Below are 23,282 nucleotides of genomic sequence, written 5' to 3'. Positions count from 1 at the left end.
TTTTAATTTTATCGTTTTAGGGAGAAATGCCCGGAGAGTATTTTGCCATTATGATATTCAAACTTAAACCAGTAGTCATCGGGTGGGGCTGGATTTCCCAAATAGTTGCCATCCCAGCCCTTACTGTTAGTTGGGATCTGTTGTATAAGCTTTCCAAATTGGTCATAGATGGCCGTTGAAGCGTTAGGAAGGCGCTCCGCCCCAATAATGTTCCAATAATCGTTGGCATTGTCCCCATTCGGGGTAAAAAACTTTTGATACCCAATTGCGGCCACCTCTTCGGTCAATATCCTACATCGGGAAGGCGTCGTGACGTATACCGTATACACCCCGGGAAAGATTTGAAATACGTTATTGTCCTGGTAGGTGTTCCCATCTACTGAATATTCAAGCTCCCCGGTTCCGGTGGCGGTCACTGTTAAGGTGATGACATCGGAAAACCCACTTGTGGAAACCGATAGGGTTTCCGGAACATCGGAATCGAACACTTCAAAGTATACGGTCTTTTCACAGTCAATTCCATTTTGGGTTTGTATTGCGGTTAGGGAATACTCTCCGGAATCCTCGATTACAACGGTTCTGTCTTCGCTTATAATTTCTCCATTTTCTTTTTTACTCCACACCCAACTATCAAAATTAATACCACCATCCAGTTGAAGTGCCGCGTTGTCTGGGCAAATGAAGTACGTTTCTTTGAGATTTGGTTGTGGCAAAGGATTGATGAATAACTGAAAAGAGGAGGTCGTATAGCAATGGTCATTTGCGATTCGCACGAAAATAGTTTGTTCAGGAGCAGTAGTGGAAAATGTGGTGGGATTCTCTAGCCAGTCCTTACCCTTATCAGCATCTTCCCATGAGGTATAATAGGTGATGTTGAACTGTGAGGCCCCCTGTTGGCCGGCCAAGATCTCATCTTCCTTTTCGGTAAGGTCAAAGGTATGGAACCCGTCATTGTTGTTATCACAGACCGCCCAATTTTCGACTTTATTTGCCACAGGGGTATCGTTGACGATCAGCTGAAAGGAGGAGATGGCATGGCAATCGGCACTGTCCCGATTCTCAATCCGTGCATAAACGGTTTGTCCGGGGGCCTTAGTGGAAAATGCGCTGGGATTCAGCAGCGGATTCGTACCCGTGTCCGCATGTTCCTGAGAGGTATGGTAGGTGATGTTGAACTGTGAGGCCCCCTGTTGGTCGGTCAAGGTCAAGATCTCATCTTCCTTTTTGGTAAGGTCGAAGGTATGTTCTCCATCATTGTCGTCATCGCATACGGTCCAATTTTCGACCTTTTCCGCCACGGGGACATCGATGACCAATTGAAAGGATGTGGTGGCATGGCAACTGGCATTTGCGACCCGTACGTAAATGGTTTGTTGGTACCGGTGCATATTGGTAAATGTGGTAGGATTCTCCAGCGGATTTGTACCCTTCTCCGCATTTTCCGGGGAGGTATGGTAGGTGATGATGAACTGCGAGGCCCCCTGTTGGCCGGTCAGGGTCAAGATTTCATTTTCCTTTTCGGTAAGGTCAAAGGTATGAAACCCATCATTGTTATCGTCGCAGACTGTCCAATTGTCCACGTCCTTTTCCACAGAGGGGTATTCGTTGACAATCAAATTAAAGGAAGTGGTGCTATGGCAATTTTCATTCGCAATGCGAGCGTAAATGGTCTGTGCAGGGTCCGTACTTGATAGGGTGACATTTAGTAGTGGACTGACATTGTTTTGGGCATCGCCCGGGCTACTGTGGTAGCTTACCGAATATTCGTGTGTCGGCTGCCCTCCGAGGATTTTATCGTTTTGTTCGGTAAGGTCGAAGGTATGACTTCCAACACCGCTGTCAAGGCATACGGTCAAGTTTTCAATCGGTTTCGCCAAGGGGGTATTGCTGACGATCAGGTCAAAAGTGGCTGTGCTATGGCAATGTTCATTTGCGATGCGCGCGTAAATGGTCTGTCTGAGTTCCGTACTGGATAGGGTGACGTCCTGCAGTTTATTGGCATCATTTTGGGCATCGTCCTGGCTGCCGTGATAGGTTATAGTGTAGTCATCCGACGATCGCCCGTCCAGGATCTCATCATCTTTGTCGGAAAGCTTGAAGGTATAAAGTTCATCACCGTCATCGCAGACCTTCCAATCGTCCACTTCCTTTGCCGTAGGGGTAGGGTGGATGATCAGGTCAAAAGAAGTGGTGCTATAGCATTGGGTTGTCCGATTCTCGACCCTTGTGTAAATAGTTTGTAGGTTCGGGACGGTATTGGAAAATGCCATAGCATTCAACGGATTCAAATCCCCTTCGGCATCCACTAGGCTAGGGTGGTAACTTACCGCATATTCGGTTGGCGATTGCCCGCCGAGGATTTCACCGTCTTTATCGGAAAGCTTGAAGGTATACAATCCGTCACTGTTGTCATCGCAGACCGCCCAATCGTTCACTTCGTTTGCTACCGGAGTATCGATGATCAAATCAAAAAGGGTAGTGCTATAGCATTGAGTTACTAGATTCTCGACCCGCGCGTAAATAGTTTGCCCGGGGGCCGCGCTGGAGAATGTGGTAGCATTCTGTGGATTCGTATCCCCTTCAGCATCCGTCTGGCTGAGGTGGTAGCTTACGGCATGCTCGGTTGGCGATTGCCCGCCCAGGATGCCATCATCATTAATGGTAAGGTCAAAGGTATGGAAGCCATCAATGTCGTCATCGCAGACCGACCAGTTGTCCACTTCGTTTGCCACAGGGGTATCACTAATGATCAGATCAAAATTTGTCACATCGTAACAATCGGGCTTTTTATTCGCGTAGATCCTTGCATAAATGGTCTGTTGGTCCGGAATGGTATTGGAAAATGCGGCGATGTTGAGTGGGTTCATATTCCCTTCGGCCTCCGTTTGGCTGAGGTGGTAGCTTACCACATATTCGGTTGGCGATTGCGTGCCCAGGATTTCACCGTTTTTGTCGGAAAGCTTGAAGGTATAAGACCCATCATGGTTGTCATCGCAGACCGACCAGTCGTCTACTTCGTTCGCCACAGGGGTAGCGTTGATGATCAGGTCAAAATCCGTCACATCGTAACAATTGGGGTTTTTATTCGCCTGGATCCGTGCATAAATTGTTAGTTCGGGGGCAGTACTGGAAAATACGTTGGCATTCAGCGGATTCGTATTCCCTTCGGCCTCCGTTTGGCTGAGGTGGTAGCTTACGGTATGTTCGGTTGGCGATTGCCCGCCCAGAACATCATCATTTTTGTCAGAAAGCTTGAAGGTATAAGACCCATCATTGTTGTCATCGCAGACCGACCAGTCGTCTACTTCGTTCGCCACAGGGGTATTGTGGATGATCAGGTTAAAATCCGTCACATCGTAACAATCGGGGTTATTGTTCGCCTGGATCCGTGCGTAAATGGCTTGTTGGTACGTGATGGTATTGGAAAATGCGGTAGCGTTCAGGGGATTCGCACCCCCTTGGGCATCCGTGAGGCTTATGTGGTAGCTTACTGCATGTTCGGTTGGCGATTGCCCTCCGAGGATTTCACCGTCTTTGTCAGTAAGCTCAAAGGTATACAATCCATCATTGTTGTCATCGCAGACCGTCCAATCGTTCACTTGGTTTGCCACAGGGGGGGCATTGATGATCAGTTGAAATGAAGTGGTGCTATAGCACCGGGTTGCCCTATTCTCGATACGCACGTAAATGGTTTGTCCAGGAGCGGTACTGGAAAATGCGGTAGCGTTCAACGGATTCTTACTCCTTTGGGCGTCCGAGATGTTCGTGTGGTAGCTTAGGGTGTATTCGGTCGGCGATTGCGTGCCCAGGATCTCACCATCTTTGTCGGAAAGCTTGAAGGTATAACTTCCATGATTGTTATCATCACAGACCAACCAATCGTCCGCTTCGTTCGCCAAAGGGGGGGTATTGATGATCAGGTCAAAAGAAGTGGTGCTATAACATTGGGTCGCCCGGTTCTCAACCCGGACGTAAATAGTTTGTAGGTTTGGGACGGTATTGGAAAACGCGGTAGCGTTCAGCGGATTCGCATCCCCTTCGGCATCCGTCAGACTGGTGTGGTAGCTTAGGGGGTAGTCGGATGGCGATTGCCCGCCCAGGATTTCCCCATCTTTATCGGTTAGTTTAAAGGTATACAATCCATCATTGTTGTCATCGCAGACTATCCAGTCGTTTACGCTGTTTACAACGGGGATATCGTTGATGATCAGGTCAAAAGAGGTGGTGCTATAACATTGGGTCGCCTTATTCTCAACACGCGCGTAAATAGTTTGTTGGTCCGGTACGGTATTGGAAAATGCAGTAGCGTTCAGCGGATTCGTATTCCCTTCGGCATCCGTCTGACTTGTGTGGTAGCTTACGGCATACTGGTCTGGTGACTGTGTGCCCAGAATGTCCCCATTTTTATCGGAAAGTTTGAAGGTATACAATCCATCATTGTTGTCATCGCAGACCGTCCAATCGTCCACTTGGCTTGCCACAGGTGGGGTGTTGATAATCAGGTCAAAAGTGGTGGTGCTATAGCAATACGTTGTAAGATTCTCGACCCTTGCGTAAATAGTTTGTAGGTTTGGGACGGTATTGGAAAATGCAGTAGTGTTCAGCGAATTCACATCGCCTTCGGCCTCCGTCAGGCTGATGTGGTAGCTTACAGCGTATTTGGTAGGCGACTGCGTGCCCAGAATGTCCCCATTTTTGTCGGAGAGTTTGAAGGTATACAATCCATCATTGTTGTCATCGCAGACAGACCAGTCGTTAATGTTGTTGATTACTGGTGGGGTATTGATAATCAGGTCAAAAGAGGTGGTGCTATAACACTGTGTTGTAAGATTCTCGACCCTTGCGTAAATAGTTTGTAGGTTTGGGACGGTATTGGAAAATGCAGTAGCGTTCAGTGGATTCGTATCCCCTTCGGCATCCGCCTGGCTTGTGTGGTAGCTTACGGCATACTGGTCTGGTGACTGTGTGCCCAGAATGTCCCCATTTTTGTCAGAAAGTTTGAAGGTATACAATCCATCATTGTTGTCATCGCAGACCGTCCAATCGTTCACTTGGTTTGCCACAGGGGGGGTATTGATGATCAGGTCAAAAGAGGTAGTGCTATAGCAAGAAGTTGTCCGATTTTCGACCCGTGCGTAAATGGTTTGTCCAGGGGTGGTACTGGAAAATCCGGTGGCGTTCAGCGAATTCACGTTCCCTTCGGCATCCGCCTGGCTTGTGTGGTAGCTTACGGCATACTGGTCTGGTGACCGTGTGCCCAGAATGTCCCCATTTTTGTCCGAAAGCTTGAAGGTATACAATCCATTATTGTTGTCATTGCAAACGGGCCAATCGTTTATGTTGTTGGCTACAGGTGGGGTATTGATGATCAGGTCAAAAGGGGTGGTGTTGTAGCACTGTGTTGCCCGATTCTCAACCCGCGCGTAAATAGTTTGTTGGTGTGAGGTGGTATTGGAAAATGTGGTAGTGTTCAGTGGATTCGTATCCCCTTCGGCGTCCGTCAGGCTGGTGTGGTAGCTTACGTCATATTCCATTGGCGATTGTGTGCCCAGAACGTCTCCATTTTTGTCCGAAAGCTTGAAGGTATAAACCCCATCATTGTTATCATCGCAGACGGCCCAATCGTCCACTTCGTTTGCCATGGCACTGGCCTTGATGATCAGGTCAAAGGAGGCGGTGCCATAGCAAGAGTTTGACAGATTATCGACCCGCGCGTAAATGGTTTGTCTGGGGGAGGTACCGGAAAATACCGAAGTGTTCAGCGGATTCGCATCGCCTTCAGCATCCGCCTGGCTTGTGTGGTAGCTTACGACATACTGGTCTGACGATTGCCCGCCAAGGATCTCACCGTCTTTGTCGGAAAGTTTGAAGGTATAAACTCCATCTTTGTCGTCATCGCACACCGTCCAATCGCTCATGTTGTTTGCCACAGGAGTATCGTTGATGATTAGTTTAAAAGAAGTGGTGCTATAACAAGAGTTTGACAGATTCTCGACCCGCACATAAATAGTTTGTTGATATTGGACAGTATTGGAAAATGCGGTGGTGTTTAGTGGATTCGCATCCCCTTCGGCGTCCGTCAGGCTGGAGTGATAGCTAATGGCATAATCGGTTGGTGATTTCCCGTCGAGGATCTCACTATCTTTATCGTTAAGCTTGAAGGTATAAACTCCATCACCGTTGTCATCACAGACCGTCCAATCGTTCACTTCATTTTCCACGGGAGTATCGATGATCAGGTCAAAAGAGGTGGTGCTATGGCAATGGGTCGCCAGATTCTCGACCCGCGCGTAAATAGTTTGTTGATACTGAACAGTATTGGAAAATGCGGTAGCGGTCAGCGGATTTGCATCCCCATCGGCATCCGTCTGGCTGGGGTGGTAACTTACGTCATACTCGGTAGGCGATTGTGCGCCCAGAATCTCACTGTCCTTGTCGGAAAGGTTGAAGGTATAAAATCCATCATTGTCGTCATCGCAAATCAACCAATCATTCACTTCGTTCGCCACGGGGGAGGTATTGATAATCAGGTCAAAAGAGGTGGTGCTATAGCACTGTGTTGTCAGATTCTCGAGCCGCGCGTAAATAGTTTGTAGGCTGGGAACGGTATTGGTAAAGGCGTTAGCGTTCAGCGGTTTCGTATTCCCTTCGGCGTCCAGAAGGGTACTGTGGTAGGTAACCTCAAAATTGCCATCGGTTTGCCCGGTCAGAATCTCACCATCTTTGTCACTAAGCTTGAAGGTATACAATCCGTCACTGTTGTCATCGCAGACCGGCCAATCACTCACTGAGCTTGTCACTATAGGGGTATTCTTGATGACTAGATCAAAAGAGGTGGTGCTGTAGCATGAGGTTGACAGATTCTCGACCCTCGCGTAAATGGTCTGTCGATACAGGATGGTATTGGAAAATGCGGTAGCGTTCAGGGGACTCGTATCCCCTTCGGCATCTGCCAGGGTGGGATGGTAACTTATGTCATACTCGGTCGGCGATTGTGTACCCAGGATCTCACCATCTTTGTTGCTAAGCTTGAAGGAGTAATATCCGTCATTGTTGTCATCGCAGACCGAAATATCGGCTCCTGAAGAGGGGACAGTTGGCAGTGCGTAGATTGTGATATCCTTTGTTTCGCTGGAGGTGTTCACTATCAAACTTACCGTATAATCTCCAGTTGTGTCATACTTATGATAATAGACATCCTGCGGGGTTTCACCATCTATAATGGTACCATCGCCAAAGTCCCATTCAAACCTCCAAATGGTTTCACTTGATATAATCCGAAACTCAGTGAATTCGCCGAAACATAGGTTTGTGACTTCGATTTGTTGGGCCATAGCACCAAAACCAAGGGAAAACGCCAGGATATAGAGTAGTTTTTTCACGCAACGGTATTTTTTTTAAACCTATCTGCTATAAGGAGTAGTGTGAGAAAGCCCTATTACTGACATCCCACTGCTACCGCCAGTTGGCAACCGGGGGTTACCCATTCCCGGAAACCCCATTTGATCCCTCCCGTGGCACTCTTGGAAAGGGCTATGTGCCAGTTCTTCCCGTCTGAAAATGAAACGTTTAAAGGAATATGGCATTCCTGAAAGCTGAGCAACTTGAAACTAATGCAGGAACGCAAGAAAGGCAAAGACCGATGCATAAGTGGTTTGTTGAAAAAATAAGTGTACTGTAGTAAGTGTCTGTTCAGGATTGTATGAACCCATTTAGACTTTTTCAAAGGGCTAAATGGATTCTATGATTGATTTTTTTGATTCCACGTGTGTGCCAGAAATTGATTTTCCTGTCACATCGAGTGCCCGCCTGAATGACATCGTCGGGCAGGTAGTCGAGATGTTTTTGCCAACCTTTCGACTGCGCTCAAGGGGACAAAAACATGAATTTTGAAAACAAATGACAAATTCCTAAACAGGCTCTAAGTCCCATGAACTAGATTTCCCGATCAGTGCTTCGCACTTCTTTTCGAAATGAAAAGGGAAACCCGAATGGTTGGTCCGGGCTTGTTGAGGGGAAGGCAGGAATCCATTCCTATGGGAACTATTGTGGATTCCGCATCCTACTTCGAATTCGCTCAGCATCCGTGTGGCATGACAAAAAAACCCAATGTCATTTCGAACCGAAACTGAACATTGTGAAGTTGAGTGTGAGAAATCTAAAAAACTTCAGTGTTCAAAAATCCTAAATAGTAACAATTTCGACCAACGGGAGAAACCGAAATCCCCATGAACGAGATTTCTCATCACTCCTCATTTCGAAATGACATTTAAGTGTATTTTGTCATTCCAATCCATGGAAAAATCCGGACCGAAGTTGTCCATCGTCCCAGACCCGGTCAGCAACAAGCCACTGGACCTATGTAGGGCCATCCATGGTCCGGATGGCCCTACAGTATCCTGTCTATCGGTGCAGGTAGACGATGCCCTGGGCCGGTGGCCTGCTCCCGTCCCCGAAATCGATCCAATAATAGTACACCCCGTTGTGCAGTTTACCGTCCCCCAGGACGGTGCCCCCGGCAGCGCTGCCGTCCCAGTCCGGTGTGCCCGCATTCCCCTGGTACACCAGGGTGCCGTTCTGGTCATAGATTGTCATGCTGTAATTGGGGTAATTCTGCCTCAACCAGGAAATGGAAAAGGTATCGTTTACCCCGTCACCGTTCGGGGAGAACCCGCGTTTGCCCACTTCTTGAAGCCCGGCAAGGTCCCTGTCGTCCGTTCCGGTCATCGTTGCGTCCATATCGGGAAGCCCGCTGGTATCGTTGCCGTTGGTGCCACCATCCTTCGTCAGCGAGGTACGTGCCCCACTGCAGTCCATGGTGTCGCCGGTAATGGTGAAGCTCAGTGCGGCACGCTCGGCCCCGGCGTTACAGTAGGCCAGCCCGGAGGCACCGATGGTGGGGGTATTGGTAAAGACCTGCCCGTACCATCCGATCAGCGTGGCGTCCCAATTGGTAACGGAGAGCCCACTGCCATCGAGCATGCTGCCACCGATCCTCAATGCCCTCAGGTTCCACTCGCCAAGGTCCCAGTCAAAGGCACTTGCACCGTTGAACATGGACCACATATCGGTCACCCTGCCGGTGTCCCAGGTGCCGATGTTCCGGTCAAAGGAGGTCGCGAGCAAAAACATCGAGCCCATATTGGTCACGCTGCCCGTGTTCCACGAACCGATGTCCCCATTGAAGGTGGTCGCAAGCTGGAACATGGCCCCCATTTCACGCACCCCGGACACGTCCCACGGACCAATGTTGCCATTGAAGGCCCTTGCATTGTTGAACATACCGCCCATATTGGTCACCTTGCTGGTGTTCCACGAGCTGAGGTCCCCGTTAAAGGTCCGGGTGAACCGGAACATGCCGCTCATATCGGTCACCTGGGACACATCCCAGGAACCGATATTTTGATCAAAGGCATGTGCCCCGGCAAGTGTCCATTGCATATCGGTTACCTTGCTTGTATTCCAGGATCCGATGTCCCCGTTGAAGGCCCTTCCAAAGGCGAACATGCCGTTCATGGTTTCCACCTGGGACACATCCCACTGACCGATCTCCTGGTCAAAGGACCTTGCGTTTCTGAACATGGACCCCATACTGGTCACCCTGCCGGTGTTCCAGGAACCGAGGTCCTGGTTGAACACCATTATGGCATTTGGATCGTTCTCGTCCCCGGAGAACATCCGCTCCATGGAGGTTACCTCGCTTGTGTCCCAGGAACCGATGTCTCCGTTGAAGGCGGTCGCAAGCTGGAACATGCCGGCCATATTGGTCACGTTTCCGGTGTCCCAGTTGGAGAGGCCCATGGTCCCGGTAAGTGAGGTGCACCCCCTGAACATGGATTCCATACTGGCCACATTGCCCAGGTCCGGGGCGTCCGTGGCCCTGACCTCCAGGTTGGTGCAGCCATAGAAGGCACCCGCCATGGAGCCCCAGGAGATACTGCTGCCCCATTGGTCCACCGAGAGCAGCTTCTCCCTGTCGCCCCCATTGTTGAACCGTATTCCCTCCAGGGCCCCGGCCCCAGAGGCGGCATTGTTGAGGGCCACCTTTACCCGCCCGTCACGGCTGTGGGCAGTGGCGTTCACGGTAGTGGTCCCGCGCTGGTTCCGCAATTCATAGCTGCCGTCATCGCCCAGGTCCACATCGTAGGTCCCTATGGCGGGGATGGTAATCAAGATTCTGTTGGGGGTACCGGACCCGCTCGTGTCCCAGGTGGTGACAAAGGTCTTGGAGTCCGCCACCGTCACCTCGGCGGTGCACTCGTCCGTGTTGCCGTTGTCGTCCTCCACGGTAAGGGTCACCGTGTTCACCCCCAGATGGGAGGTCGTAAAACTGTTCTGGGACAGGTCTAGGGAAACGCCCCCACAGGTATCACTGGAACCATCGTCCACAAGATCGGCCTCCAGGGTGGCCGTACCGTTGGTGCCCAACCGGATTTTTGCTGCCCTGCACTGCGGAGTGGGATTGGTTATGTCCCCCACGGTCACCGTGGCCGTGCAGCTTGCCGAGTTACCGCTGCCATCCGTTGCCGTAAGGGTCACCGTATTGTCCCCCACATCGGAACAGCCGAAGCCGGTCCTGTCCAGGGAGAGCGACACCGTGCCACTGTTGTCGGAGGAGCCGCCGTCCACGTCCGCCGCCACAATCGTCGCACTGCCCAGGTCGTCCAGTTCCACACTGATGTCCCTGCAAGCGGCGGTCGGATCCGCACCGTCCGCCACGCTCACCGTAGCGGTACAACTGTCCGAGTTGTTACTGCCGTCCCTTACCGTCAGGGTCGCCGTGTGCGTACCCACGGTCGTAAGGCTGCTTGGGGACACCTCCATGGAGATGGGACAGTTGTCACTGGAACCGTTGTCCACAAGGGCGGCGGTCAGGGCGGCTATACCGTCCGTGCCCAATGCAAGTTGCACTGTCTGTTGTTGGCAAACGGCCGTGGGCTTGACCTTGTCCTGTACCGTGACCGTGGTCGTACAGCTTGCCGAGTTGCCACTGCCGTCCGTGGCCGTAAGGGTCACCGTGTTCGTACCCACATCGGAACAGCCGAAGCCGGTTGTGTCCAGGGATAGCGACACCGTACCACTGTTGTCGGAGGAACCGTTGTCGATGTTGGACGTAGTGATGGTTGCACTGCCCAGGTCGTCCAGTTGTACGGTGGCGTTCGTACAGGAGGGCGTCGGGGCCATATTGTCCACCACGGTCACCGTCGCCGTGCAGGTGTTTGTGTTGTTGTTGGGATCGATCACCGTCAAGGTCACCGTATGGTCACCGAGGTCAGTGGCCGTAAAGCTGCTTTTGGAAAGGCCGAATGAGACTCCCCCACAGGCATCGCTGGAGCCTTTGTCCACAAGGGCGGCGGTCAGGGCGGCCGTACCATCGGTGCCCAGTCCGATTTCCACGGAGGCCTTGCAACTGGCCGTGGGCCCGACCTTGTCCTGTACCGTTACCGTGGCCGTACAGCTTGCCGAGTTGCCGCTGCTGTCCGTGGCCGTAAGGGTCACGGTATTGTCCCCCACATCGGAACAGCCAAAGCTGGTTTCGTCCAGGGACAGCGACACCGTGCCGCTGTTGTCGGAGGAACCGTTGTCGATATTGGACGTGGCGATCGTGCCGCTGCCCAGGGCGTCCAATTGTACGGTGGCGTCCGTACAGGAGGCCGTCGGGGCCACATTGTCCACCACGGTCACCGTAGTGGTGCAACTGTTCATGTTGCCGCTGTTGTCGGTCACCGTTAGGGTCACCGTGTGGTCACCTAGGTCAGTGGCCGTAAAACTGCTTTTGGAAAGGCCGAATGAGACTCCCCCACAGGCATCGCTGGAACCGTTGTCCACAAGGGCGGCGCTCAGGGCGGCCGTGCCACCCGTGCCCAGTCCGATTTCCATGGAAGGCTTGCAACTCGCCGTCGGGCCGGTCTTGTCCTGTACCGTTACCGTGGCCGTACAGCTTGCCGTGTTGCCGCTGCCGTCCGTGGCCGTAAGGGTCACGGTATTGTGCCCCACATCGGAACAGCCAAAGCTGGTTTCCTCCAGGGACAGCGATACCGTGCCGCTGTTGTCGGAGGAGCCGTTATCGATGTTGGACGTGGCAATCGTGGCGCTGCCCAGGGCGTCCAGTTGTACGGTGGCGTCCGTACAGGAGGCCATCGGGGCCACATTGTCCACCACGGTCACCGTAGTGGTGCAACTGTTCGTGTTGTTGTTGGGATCGATCACCGTCAGGGTCACCGTGTGGTCACCGAGGTCAGTGGCCGTAAAGCTGCTTTTGGAAAGGCCGAATGAGACTCCCCCACAGGCATCGCTGGAATCGTTGTCCACAAGGGCGGTGCTCAGGGCGGCCGTGCCACCCGTGTCCAGTCCGATCTCCACGGAGGCCTTGCAACTGGCCGTGGGCCCGACCTTGTCCTGTACCGTTACCGTGGCCGTACAGCTTGCCGAGTTGCCACTGCCGTCCGTGGCCGTAAGAGTCACCGTGTTCATACCCACATCGGAACAGCCAAAGCTGGTTTCGTCCAGGGACAGCGACACCGTGCCGCTATTGTCCGAGGAACCGTTGTCGATGTTGGACGTGGCGATCGTTGCGCTGCCCAGGGCGTCCAATTGTACGGTGGCGTTCGTACAGGAGGCCATCGGGGCCACATTATCCACCACGGTCACCGTGGTTGTGCAGGTGTTCGTGTTGTAGTTGGGATCGGTCACCGTCAAGGTCACCGTATGGTCACCGAGGTCGGTGGTGGTAAAACTGTCCTTGGACACCTCCATGGAGATGGGACAGTTGTCACTGGAACCGTTGTCCACAAGGGCGGCGGTCAGGGCGGCCGTACCATCGGAGCCCAGTCCAATCTCCACGGAAAGCTTGCAGCTGGCCGTGGGCCTGACCTTGTCCTGTACCGTGACCGTGGTCGTACAGCTTGCCGAGTTCCCACTGCCGTCCGTGGCCGTAAGGGTCACCGTGTTCGTACCCACATCGGAACAGCCAAAGCTGGTTTCGTCCAGGGAGAGCGACACCGTGCCGCTGTTGTCGGAGGAGCCGTTGTCAATGTTGGACGCAGTGATCGTTGCACTGCCCAGGGCGTCCAGTTGTACGCTGGCGTTCGTACAGGAGGCCGTCGGGGCCACATTGTCCACCACGGTTACTGTCGCCGTGCAGGTGTTTGTGTTGTTGTTGGAATCGGTCACCGTCAAGGTCACCGTATTTGCACCCAGGTCGGTGGCCGTAAAATTGTCCCTGGACAGGGCAAGGGTAACGTTTCCGCAGGTATCGCTGGAACCGTTGTCCACAAGGACGGTGGTCAGGGCGGCCGTACCGCCCGTGCCCAGTCCGATCTCCACGGAAGGCTTGCAACTGGCCGTCGGGGCGGTGGTATCCTCCACGGTGATGGTCTGTGTAACGGTGGTACTGTTCCCCACAGTATCGCTCACCCGATAGGTCCGGACGATTGTTTCCGGATTGCTGTTGCCATCACTTACATCGCTTACAAAGGCCACCGTTGGCGTCCCACAGTTGTCGGCCGCATCGGTCACCACGGCGGTGTCCGGTACCGGGGCACTGCACTGGGCACTGATTGCTGTAAGATCACTCGCCGTCGGGGGGATGGTTTCCGCACGGTCCCCACTGACCCTAAAGGGCCCGGAGTTGAATGCGGCACGCTGGGTGACCGCGGTACAGTAGATTAGGCCGGAGGCCTCGATGTAAGCAGAATTGGTAAAGTCCTTACCGTGCCAGCCGATAAGGGTCGCATCCCAGTTGGCGATGGAGAGCCCACTGTTGTCGAGCATGGCCCAACCCCCATAACTGGTCAACTTCCCCAGATCCCATGTGCCCAGGTTCTGGTCAAAGGCGCTTGCCCCATCGAACATGCCGTACATATCAGTCACCTTGCTGGTATTCCAGGAACCGATGTCCCGGTCAAAAGCGGTTGCACCAGAGAACATGGCCATCATATTGGTCACATTGCCCGTGTCCCAGGAACCGATGTCCTGGTCAAAGGAAGTTGCATCCCAGAACATGCTGCCCATATAGGTCACCTTGCTGGTGTTCCAGTTACCAATATTTCCATTAAAGGCGCTTGCTCCATAGAACATGCCGCCCATATCGGTCACCTTGCTGATGTTCCAGGAACTGATGTCCCCATTAAAGGTACTTGTACTGCCGAACATGGAGCCCATATTGGTCACTTCGCTGGTGTTCCAGGAGCTGATGTCCCCGTTAAAGGGACTAAACCGGAACATGACGGCCATATCGGTTACCTTGCTGGTGTCCCAGGAACCGATGACCCCGTTAAAGGCGCTTGCCACATTGAACATCCAGCTCATATCGGTCACATTGGCGGTGTTCCAGGAACCGATATTCCCGTTAAAGGCGCTTGCCACATTGAACATCCGGGCCATATTGGTCACGTTGGCCGTGTTCCAGGTGGGGAAGCCCGTTGTTCCCATAAGTGAGGTACACTGCATAAACATCCGGCCCATATTGGTCACACTGCCCAGGTCGGGGGCATCGGTCGCCTTGACCTCCAGATTGGTACAGCCCCAAAATGCACCCTCCATGGTGCTCCAGGGGATACTGCTGCCCCACTGGTCCACGGAGAGCAGCTTCTGTTTGTCATCCGTATTGTTGAAATGTATCCTGGTCAGGTTCCCGGTACCGGAAGCGGCGTTGCGCAGGGCCACCTGTATCTCCCCGGCGGAATAATTATTACCGTCAGGGTCCTTATAATTGGTGTTGGTGACATCTATCTCGGTTTCCCCGGTCTGGTCCAACAGCTCATAGGTGCCATCATTGCCCAGGTCCACGTCATAGGTGCCCTCAGCGGGGATGGTGATGGAATTGTTGCCGGAGGTGCCGGCCTTAGTCGTATCCCAGGTGGTGATAAAATAACCTTTTGTGGGGTCCTCCACGGTCACAGTGGTCTGACAGGTATTCGTGTTCCCATTGGGGTCGGTCACCGTCAAGGTTACGGTGTTTGTACCCAGGTCGGTCGCCGTAAAGCTGTCCTTGGACAGGCCTAGGGTGACATCCCCACAGGCATCGCTGGAACCGTTGTCCACAAGGGCGGTCGTCAGGGTGGCCGTACCGTCCGTGCTCAGTTGTAGCGTTACTGCCGTCTTGCACCGTGCCGTTGGCGGGGTGGTCCCCCCACTGTCACCGGTAATGTTGAAGGTCAGCGCGGCACGTTGGGCGCCGGCCGTGCAGTATTTCAGTCCTGAGGCCCCTATGGTCGGCGTGTTGGTAAAGTCCTGGCCGGCCCAGCCGATAAGCGTGGCGTCCCAGTTCGCAATGGAGAGCCCGCTGTTGTCCAGCATCTTGGTCCCATTGGTCACCTGTCCCATGTCCCAGTCCCCCAGGTCCTGGTCAAAGGAGGTCGCACCTTCGAACATCTCCTGCATATCGGTCACCTTGCCCGTGTCCCACGAACCGATGTCCTGGTCAAAGGAGGTCGCATTATCGAACATCTCTTCCATGGTGGTCACATTGCCCACGTTCCAGGAACCGATGTCCTGGTTAAAGGACCTTGCACCTTCGAACATGCCCCACATATCCACGACCTTGCCCGTTTCCCATGAACCGATGTCCTGGTCAAAGGAACTTGCACCAAAAAATGTCCTGCTCATATCGGTCACACTGGCCGTGTTCCAAGAACCGATGTCCTGGTTGAAGGCGCCCGCATTCAAGAACAGGTAGGTCATATCGGTCACCTTGCCCGTGTCCCACGAACCGATGTCCTGGTCAAAGGCGTCCGCCCTGACGAACATGGACAGCATATCGGTCACATTGCCCGTGTTCCACGAACCGATGTCCTGGTCAAAGACGTATGCCCTGGCGAGCATAAGGATCATATTGGTCACCTTGGCCGTGTTCCACGGACCGATGTCCTGGTTGAACACGCTAGCACCATTGAGCATGTAGCTCATATCGGTAACACTACTGGTGTCCCAGGAACCGATGTCCCCATTAAAGACGTCTGCCCCACGGAATATCCGCGCCATGTCCGTCACACCGCTGGTGTTCCAGGTGGAGAAGCCCGTACCCGTGACCACCCTGCAAAGGGCGAACATGGAGTACATATTGGTCACATTGCTTAAATCGGGGACGTCCGTCGCCTTGACCTCCAGATTGCTGCAGCCGTAAAACGCCCCCTCCATGGTGCTCCAGGAAATGTTGCTGCCCCATTGGTCCACCGAGAGGATCTTATCCCTGTCACCGGTGTAGTTGAACTGTATCGCGTCCAGGGTACCGGTACCGGAGGCGGCGTTGCGGAGGGCCACCTGGATCTCCCCCGTGGTATGGCCATAGGTGGTCACATCAATGGTGATGGTCCCCGTCCGGTCCAACAGCTCATAGCTGCCGTCATTGCCCAGGTCCACATCATAGGTCCCCGTAGCGGGGATGGTGATGGAGTTCCCATCGGACCAGCCGGACTTGGTCGTGTCCCAGGTGGTGATAAAATAAGCTTTTGTGGGGTCCTCCACGGTCACCGTGGTCTGACAGGTATTCGTGTTCCCATTGGGGTCGGTCACGGTAAGGGTCACTGTGTTCGTACCAAGGTTGGCGATCGTAAAGCTGTCCTTGGACAGGCCTAGGGTGACATCCCCACAGGCATCACTGGAACCGTTGTCCACAAGGGCGGCCGTCAGGCTGGCCGTACCGCCCGTGCCCAGTTGGATGGTCGCCGACTTACATAGGGCTGTCGGCTTAATGGTTTCCGCGCGGTCCCCGGTAATGTTGAGGGTCAGCGCGGCACGCTGGGCGCCTGCGGTGCAGTAGACCAGGCCGGAGGCACCGATGGTGGGCGTGTTGGTAAGGTCCTTGTTGTTCCAGCCAACGAGCGTAGCGTCCCAGTTGGCGACGGAGAGCCCACTGTTGTTAAGCATATCGGTACCATCAGTCACCAGCCCCAGGTCCCATCCCCCCAGGTTTTGGTCAAAGGCACTTGCGCCATAAAACACGTAGTCCATATCGGTCACCTTGGCGGTGTCCCATGAACCGATGTCCCCGTTAAAAGCGGTTGCTTCCCGAAACATCCGGGCCATATCGGTCACCTGGCTGGTGTTCCAGGAACCAATGGCCTGGTCAAAGGCGGTTGCGCCATTGAACATGTACCACATATCGGTCACGTTGCTGGTGTCCCATGAACCGATGTCCTGGTTAAAGGCGGTGGCATTCCGAAACATGGATCTCATATTAGTCACCTTGCTGGTGTTCCAGGAACCAACATCCTGGTTAAAGGCCCTTGTGCCAGAAAACATCCACTCCATATCGGTCACGTTGCTGGTGTCCCAGGAACCGATGTCCTGGTTAAACGCTTGTGCAAAGTAAAACATCCATATCATATTGGTCACCTTACTGGTGTCCCAAGTACCGATGTTCTGGTCAAAGGCCCATGCACCGTAAAACATGGATCCCATATTAGTCACCTTGCTGGTGTTCCAGGAACCAACATCCTGGTTAAAGGCCCTTGCGCGCGAGAACATGGCGTTCATAGTGATCACGCTGCTGGTGTTCCAGGAACCGATTTCCCCGTTAAAAGCCCGTGCAAAGAGAAACATCCATGTCATATTGGTCACCTTGCTGGTGTCCCAGGAACCGATGTCCTGGTCAAAGGCAGTTGCGCTCTGAAACATGGCCGTCATATCGGTCACCTTGCTGGTGTTCCAGGAACTGATGTCCCCGTTAAAGGCGGCGGCACTGGAAAACATCCATCGCATATCGGTCACCTTGCCGGTGTCCCATGCACCGATGTCCCTGTTAAAAGCGGTGGCACCTCGAAACATGTGGCTCATATCGGTCACCTTGCTGGTGTCCCATGCACCGATGTCTCCGTTAAAGGCGCTTGCTCCACTAAACATGAAGTACATATCGGTTACTTTGCTGGTGTTCCAGTTGGAGAAGCCCATCGTCCCCGTAAGTGAGTCACAGATTTGGAACATACCGGTCATATCGGTCACGCTGCCTAGGTCGGGAATGTCGGTTGCCTTGATTCCCAGATTTGTACAGCCGTAAAATGCGTACCGCATTGTGCTCCAGGAGATACTGCTGCCCCATTGGTCCACGGAAAGCAGTTTCTCCTTGTCGCCCCTATTGTAGAAATGTATCCTGGTCAGGTCCCCGGCCCCGGAGGCGGCATTGCGAAGGGCCACTTGTATCTCCCCGGCGGTATGGCCATACTGGGTGACATCCACGGTAGTGGTCCCCGTCTGGTCAAATAGGTCATAAGTGCCATCATTGCCCAGGTCCATATCGTAAGTCCCCCAGGCGGGGATAGTGATGGAATTGTTACCGGAGGTTCCTGGCTTGGTCGTATCCCAGGTGGTGACGAACGCCCCCTGGGCCAACAGCCCTGTGGTGGTCAATAGGCAGGTGAAAAGCATAAGTAGGGGCCGCTTTAGGGCCATAGCGTAGTTTATTTCCATGGTAGGTAGATAAAGTATTTGAATGGATTTTCGCGTTAAGCTACTTCTTTATGGCCAGCACTTTTACACTAATGTAACAGGCGCTATTTGACAATGTAGCAGCCGTTGCTATTGGGCAATAATTGGGAAATCCATTTAGGGTTGGATTTCTCAATCGGTGCTTCGCACCTCATTTCGAAATTGACAAGGGAAATCGGAATCGTAGGTCCGGGCTTGTTGAGGGGAAGGCGGGAATCTATTGGTGGAGGAACTAGGGTGGATTCCGCATCATACTTCGACTTCGCTCAGGGTGACCTACAGAACAACAACTGAAGAGTGCAACGAGAATAGGGAAATCCCAATAGCGAAAAGCTACGATGCAGAAAACCCAGGACCGTAGCTTTTTTATGTCAAAATATGATGCTTACCACTGCTTCTACAATTGCGCTGCGATGGAATCAGCGTAAAGAAACGGATATGGGGATTAAAACACCTTCCCAAGGGGTATTCCTTTTATAGTAAGGGTGTTCAACTGAACACCCTTACAGAAAAAAGTTGATTTACAGCAATCCTCCCAATTTAGTGGGTACCAAAGTGGTATTCCTTTTTCTCAATGACCCTATTGTTCGAATCCGTAGTATATTCCAATCTTCCAAAGGAATCATAGCTAAAGTTCACCGCTTCATCGCGTTCATCCAATGTTCGTGTAACCCTGCCCTGATTATCATAAAGGTTTAGATTGATCATGGCTTGGGGTAGGCGGTCATATAATTTGTTCAATTCCGTTTCCAAGGAACTGTTGGATAAACTTTGTAGACTACCATAAGAAACATCCAACTGGTTATCCACCTCGGTAAATGTGGCATTGGTAACAGTTGCCACAGGATATAAATTGCCATATCCATAAAGGACAGTTTTAAAAATACCCTGACCATTGTTACTCTCCTGCACATTTCCGTAGGTATCCACCTTGGTAATCTCGCTATTGATCCTTAAGTTGCTGGTCGTGGTGCCCGATTTATTCTGATAGGCGTATGCTTTCCCACTCCAAGATTTCCAAATGGACTGTTCCACACCTACCGTTTGGCTACCTACAATTATTTTGGTCTCGTACGGAAAGGACAGCATGTTTTTGTTCAAAACAAAACTGTATTCCTGGTGAGCATATCTTGTCGAGGTAAATTCTACTTGGCCGTCACTATTGGTACGGGTAGAACTTGACAAATGTCCATAGGTATTATAGCCGTTAGTGGTCGTGGTGGTGACGTCCTGTCCGTCCAATCGTGTTCGTTCAATGATTCTGTTAGGTCGCAAATAGTAGCCCCTGCCAATGGTCCTATACGCCGTGTTTTGAAAGGCTTTGCTGAATTTAAACCAGTTGGTCTCCGTTTCGCTCACCTGACTACCGGATTTGTTCTTGATTACTACTCTTTCCGGCAATCCTGCCATCTGTACGTCATCTTCCCCGGTATTAAAGTATTTTTCCGTAGTACCAATATTACCACTGCCATAGCCCCTGTTTTGGACAACGACCTTGCCATAGAAGGTGTTTTGATCGTCCGGTAAGGTATGGGCATCGTTATAATCGTAAGTTACGGTACGTAGCTCTCCCCCGCCATTGTTAATTTCTATGCTCGCGACCACAATATCCTTGACCACTTTGTTCAATTCCCCATCAACTATTCTATTAAAATTAAACCCGTTGGGATTCAAACAAAAGGTATTGGAACTCATGAAATTTTGTGTCCCCCTTGCCAGTTGAGGTACACTTCTATTCGCATGAATTAAGCTGGAGGTATGAGTAATAGGAACTATAACTCTATCGATTTGACCATCTTTTTGGTTCATCCAAAAATAACTCCCTTGATTTTCAGATTGTTGGTAGATACCACTTAAGTTGTTATAAATAATCTTATTAAAGGGAGATTGAAAATAATTTGAAATCTGCTCTAGGGAAGTAATCGTACCCGTATTCTCTATTCGATACCCATGGTTGTCCGCCATAAAAAAGTGCTGCCCAACTGCTATCCCATTGTTGCTCATTATTTGACCCAATGAATTGTGGGTCCACTGGTCAGTATTTGGGTTGTAACGATGGATATATGGATTACCGTTTCGTTTTGTCAATACCTTATTCTTCCATAATGCATAATCGTAGGAAACATTAATAGGGTCAAAAGGTTCCAAACTCCAGTTAGAGCCATCGAAGGCCAATCCCTTAGTGGGGCCATAGGGGCCGTTGGGTGAGCTTTTAAGCAACATAAAAACGTTATTCATTACGGGCAACAGTGGATAGGTATCCGTATGCTGTCCAACAACATCATCCACTGCTATTAAATTATAGTCCATGTCCCAACGTAAAATATATTCTTCTTGATTACCTGCCATAAAACCCAACATGGAATTGGAAGCATATAGGTAGCTAGGGTCATGGGTTCCCTGGGTATGTGGATCGGCAGCCGCCGACCACGATTTGGTGTGCCATTGCTTCTCCGCATCCAAATAATGGATGTAGTAATTATCTGCATGATTTACTCCTGTTATCCAGTCACTTCCGCCATCTTCATCCAGGGCCACGATAAAGTTGTTGGCCGCCCCGTAATAAAACTGGCCCGTACCTTGCGAAATGGATTTTGAATTCCACCCATTTCCATTCCAGGTATAGGTCAACAACCTTCCGGGCCTATTGGTTCCGACGGCTACAAAATCTTCTCCTGCCAACAATACGGGATCTTCATTGGGATAATCTGCCGATCCCGATTCCACGGTAATATTCCTATAACTGGTTTGTAACCAATCTACACCATCTTGTTTCTTATGGAATAGGTACACACTTCCTTTATTGTTACCTCTATCAAATGTTAAGAAAGCAAAAAAGTCCTTCCCTGATGCAAATTTCAGCGTATTGACTTCGTGTCTGCCGTTTCTAAAAACCACCTTAACCAGTTCTGGAATGATAAACTCCCTTCGTTTCCATTTTTCCCCAATCCAGAAGTCATAAACAATGCTCAATCTTTCATTGGTATTCCAATTGCCTTCATGCCTTACCCGTAAAGCATAGTTCTGACCTGCAAAATGGCCTACAGTGGTATAATTATTGGAAATATTGCCGTCTACAACAGCGGATATACTGCCACTATCGAATATGGTTTTTTCGCCATACGTATACGAAACGGATCCTCCCGATGGATAGGTCACTTTTCTAAGCCCACCCTCAAAAATCCCCGTGGTATGGTATTCATATTCCAGGGGAGGCAAGGCCGTATTGTTTTTATCTTTTTGGGTAATGCTCTGCAAATATCGATTTCGGTCGTTGCTGGCCACCTTCTTTATCACACTGTAGCCCAAACCATACGTATAGACCAATTGATTGGCCCTGTCATAGGTTTTGATGGAACTCAGGTATTTGGTCTCAAACTGTTCTTGATAGGCGTCGGGTTCCTGGGCCTCCGTATGGGGTTCGTAGTATTCCGTAATGGGCTTGTTGCCATAGGTGAATACGATTTTTCCTCCCGAGGAAGCGGTAATCTCTTCCAAATAAGAGGCTTCGGTATGTCTTTCCCCCGAGCTGGAGGCAAATCCCTCTACCTTATCATAGCTAAAAGTCAGGTTATTGCCCCATTGATCTTGAATCTTGGAAAGGTTCCAGACCGTGGTATGTTTGGAATCCCCAACCGTATTTCTGGAATCCCCGATCCAATTGCCCCAAGCCACTACATTCTGTCTGGTATTATCGGTATTGCCGTAGGTATAGGTAATGCCCTTATCATCCGTAATGGTCCAGTAATCCTGCTCGGTAGTTACAAAAACACTATTTACGTTGTCCCTAGTACGGATTCTGTAACTGATCTTATAGGGGGCATACTTTTCCATTTGAAAAGCCATATAGCTACTGCCAATACCAAACAGCCCCTCTAAAATCTGTTTTTTGGTGCAGATCAGTTTTGTGTTGTTGTTACCGTCCAGCAGATAAAAAGTATCATCATCCCTTGTTGCCGTACCTTTATGGTCCACTACTATTTTGGGGACGTTCATATTCCAGCCGACACCCAGAATACTCTGGGTTCTATATCGGTTCATGTATTGGGCCTGCCGGAACACATCATCACCATTATAGGTCAGTGAAACGGGGTAGGAGACCCCCCGGGCATTGATATTGGCAATGGGCACGGAAAGGTTTGCCTTACCCGTTACTTCCTTAACGGAATTGGCTATGGCCCCTTGGATGGAACCACTGGCCATATTAAATGGGGATTGTTCCGGGGTTTGGATATCGTTGGCATCTGTATTCTGGGTAAATACAGCTTGAGTAATTATCATGCCAGCTATTATCGTCAATGTTATTTTTTTCATTTTTTCTATTTTTCAATATCGTTTTCTATTAGCTTTAAATTGAAGGCTTTTCTATTAATAGTTTTCTTCAATAAACTTGTGTCCTTTCCAAATCGTTTTGAAATTTGTTCGTAACCAAGCCTAAAGAATCTTTTTACTGATAAAAATTTATCTAATTGGCTTCCCTATTTATTGACTAGTATCAATTGGTATTATCATTCCTTGGCGAAATTTTTCAAAATTCTTAGGCTTTCATTGGCTATTCTTTCAATTTTTCTTTCTATGGTAATATTACTTTGATTGAAGGTCATTATATCTTCAAAGACGGAATAAGTCTTTTTCCTAATCCCAAACCATGAATAAATGGAAACTTCAACCTTTTTGACTCTTGTACCTTCTATTTCTATTTCAACTAAATACCTCTTCACGGGATTCTCAATAACAATTTTAACCTCATAAGCACAAATTGTAATAGAGTAAGTACTACAAATACCAAAATCAGTATTAGAAAAAGCGTTTATAATAATACCTAAAAGTTCATTCCAAGTCATAGGATGTTATTG

At 50.9% G+C, this 23,282-nt stretch carries 4 protein-coding genes; all 4 read right to left on the bottom strand.

Annotated elements, in window-relative coordinates; translation table 11 throughout:
* Positions 1–8 precede the first annotated feature (8 nt).
* Positions 9–7,382 (bottom strand): T9SS type B sorting domain-containing protein, encoded by a 7,374-nt coding sequence (locus L0P88_RS07410; RefSeq protein ID WP_247133970.1) that lies wholly within the window; start codon positions 7,380–7,382, stop codon positions 9–11.
* Positions 7,383–8,403: 1,021 nt separating this feature from the next.
* Positions 8,404–18,408, bottom strand: a complete 10,005-nt coding sequence (locus L0P88_RS07405; protein WP_247133969.1) for a BspA family leucine-rich repeat surface protein — start codon at positions 18,406–18,408, stop codon at positions 8,404–8,406.
* 558 nt (positions 18,409–18,966) lie between these two features.
* Entirely contained in the window at positions 18,967–22,740 is a 3,774-nt protein-coding gene (locus L0P88_RS07400) for a SpvB/TcaC N-terminal domain-containing protein (protein WP_247133968.1), read from the bottom strand.
* Positions 22,741–22,934: 194 nt separating this feature from the next.
* On the bottom strand, positions 22,935–23,270 hold the full coding sequence (locus L0P88_RS07395) for a hypothetical protein (RefSeq protein WP_247133967.1): 336 nt from the start codon (positions 23,268–23,270) through the stop codon (positions 22,935–22,937).
* Positions 23,271–23,282 lie beyond the last annotated feature (12 nt).

This window comes from Muricauda sp. SCSIO 64092 (genome assembly GCF_023016285.1).
Classification (GTDB): Bacteria; Bacteroidota; Bacteroidia; order Flavobacteriales; family Flavobacteriaceae; genus Croceivirga.
This window is presented reverse-complemented; position numbering and strand designations above follow the sequence as displayed.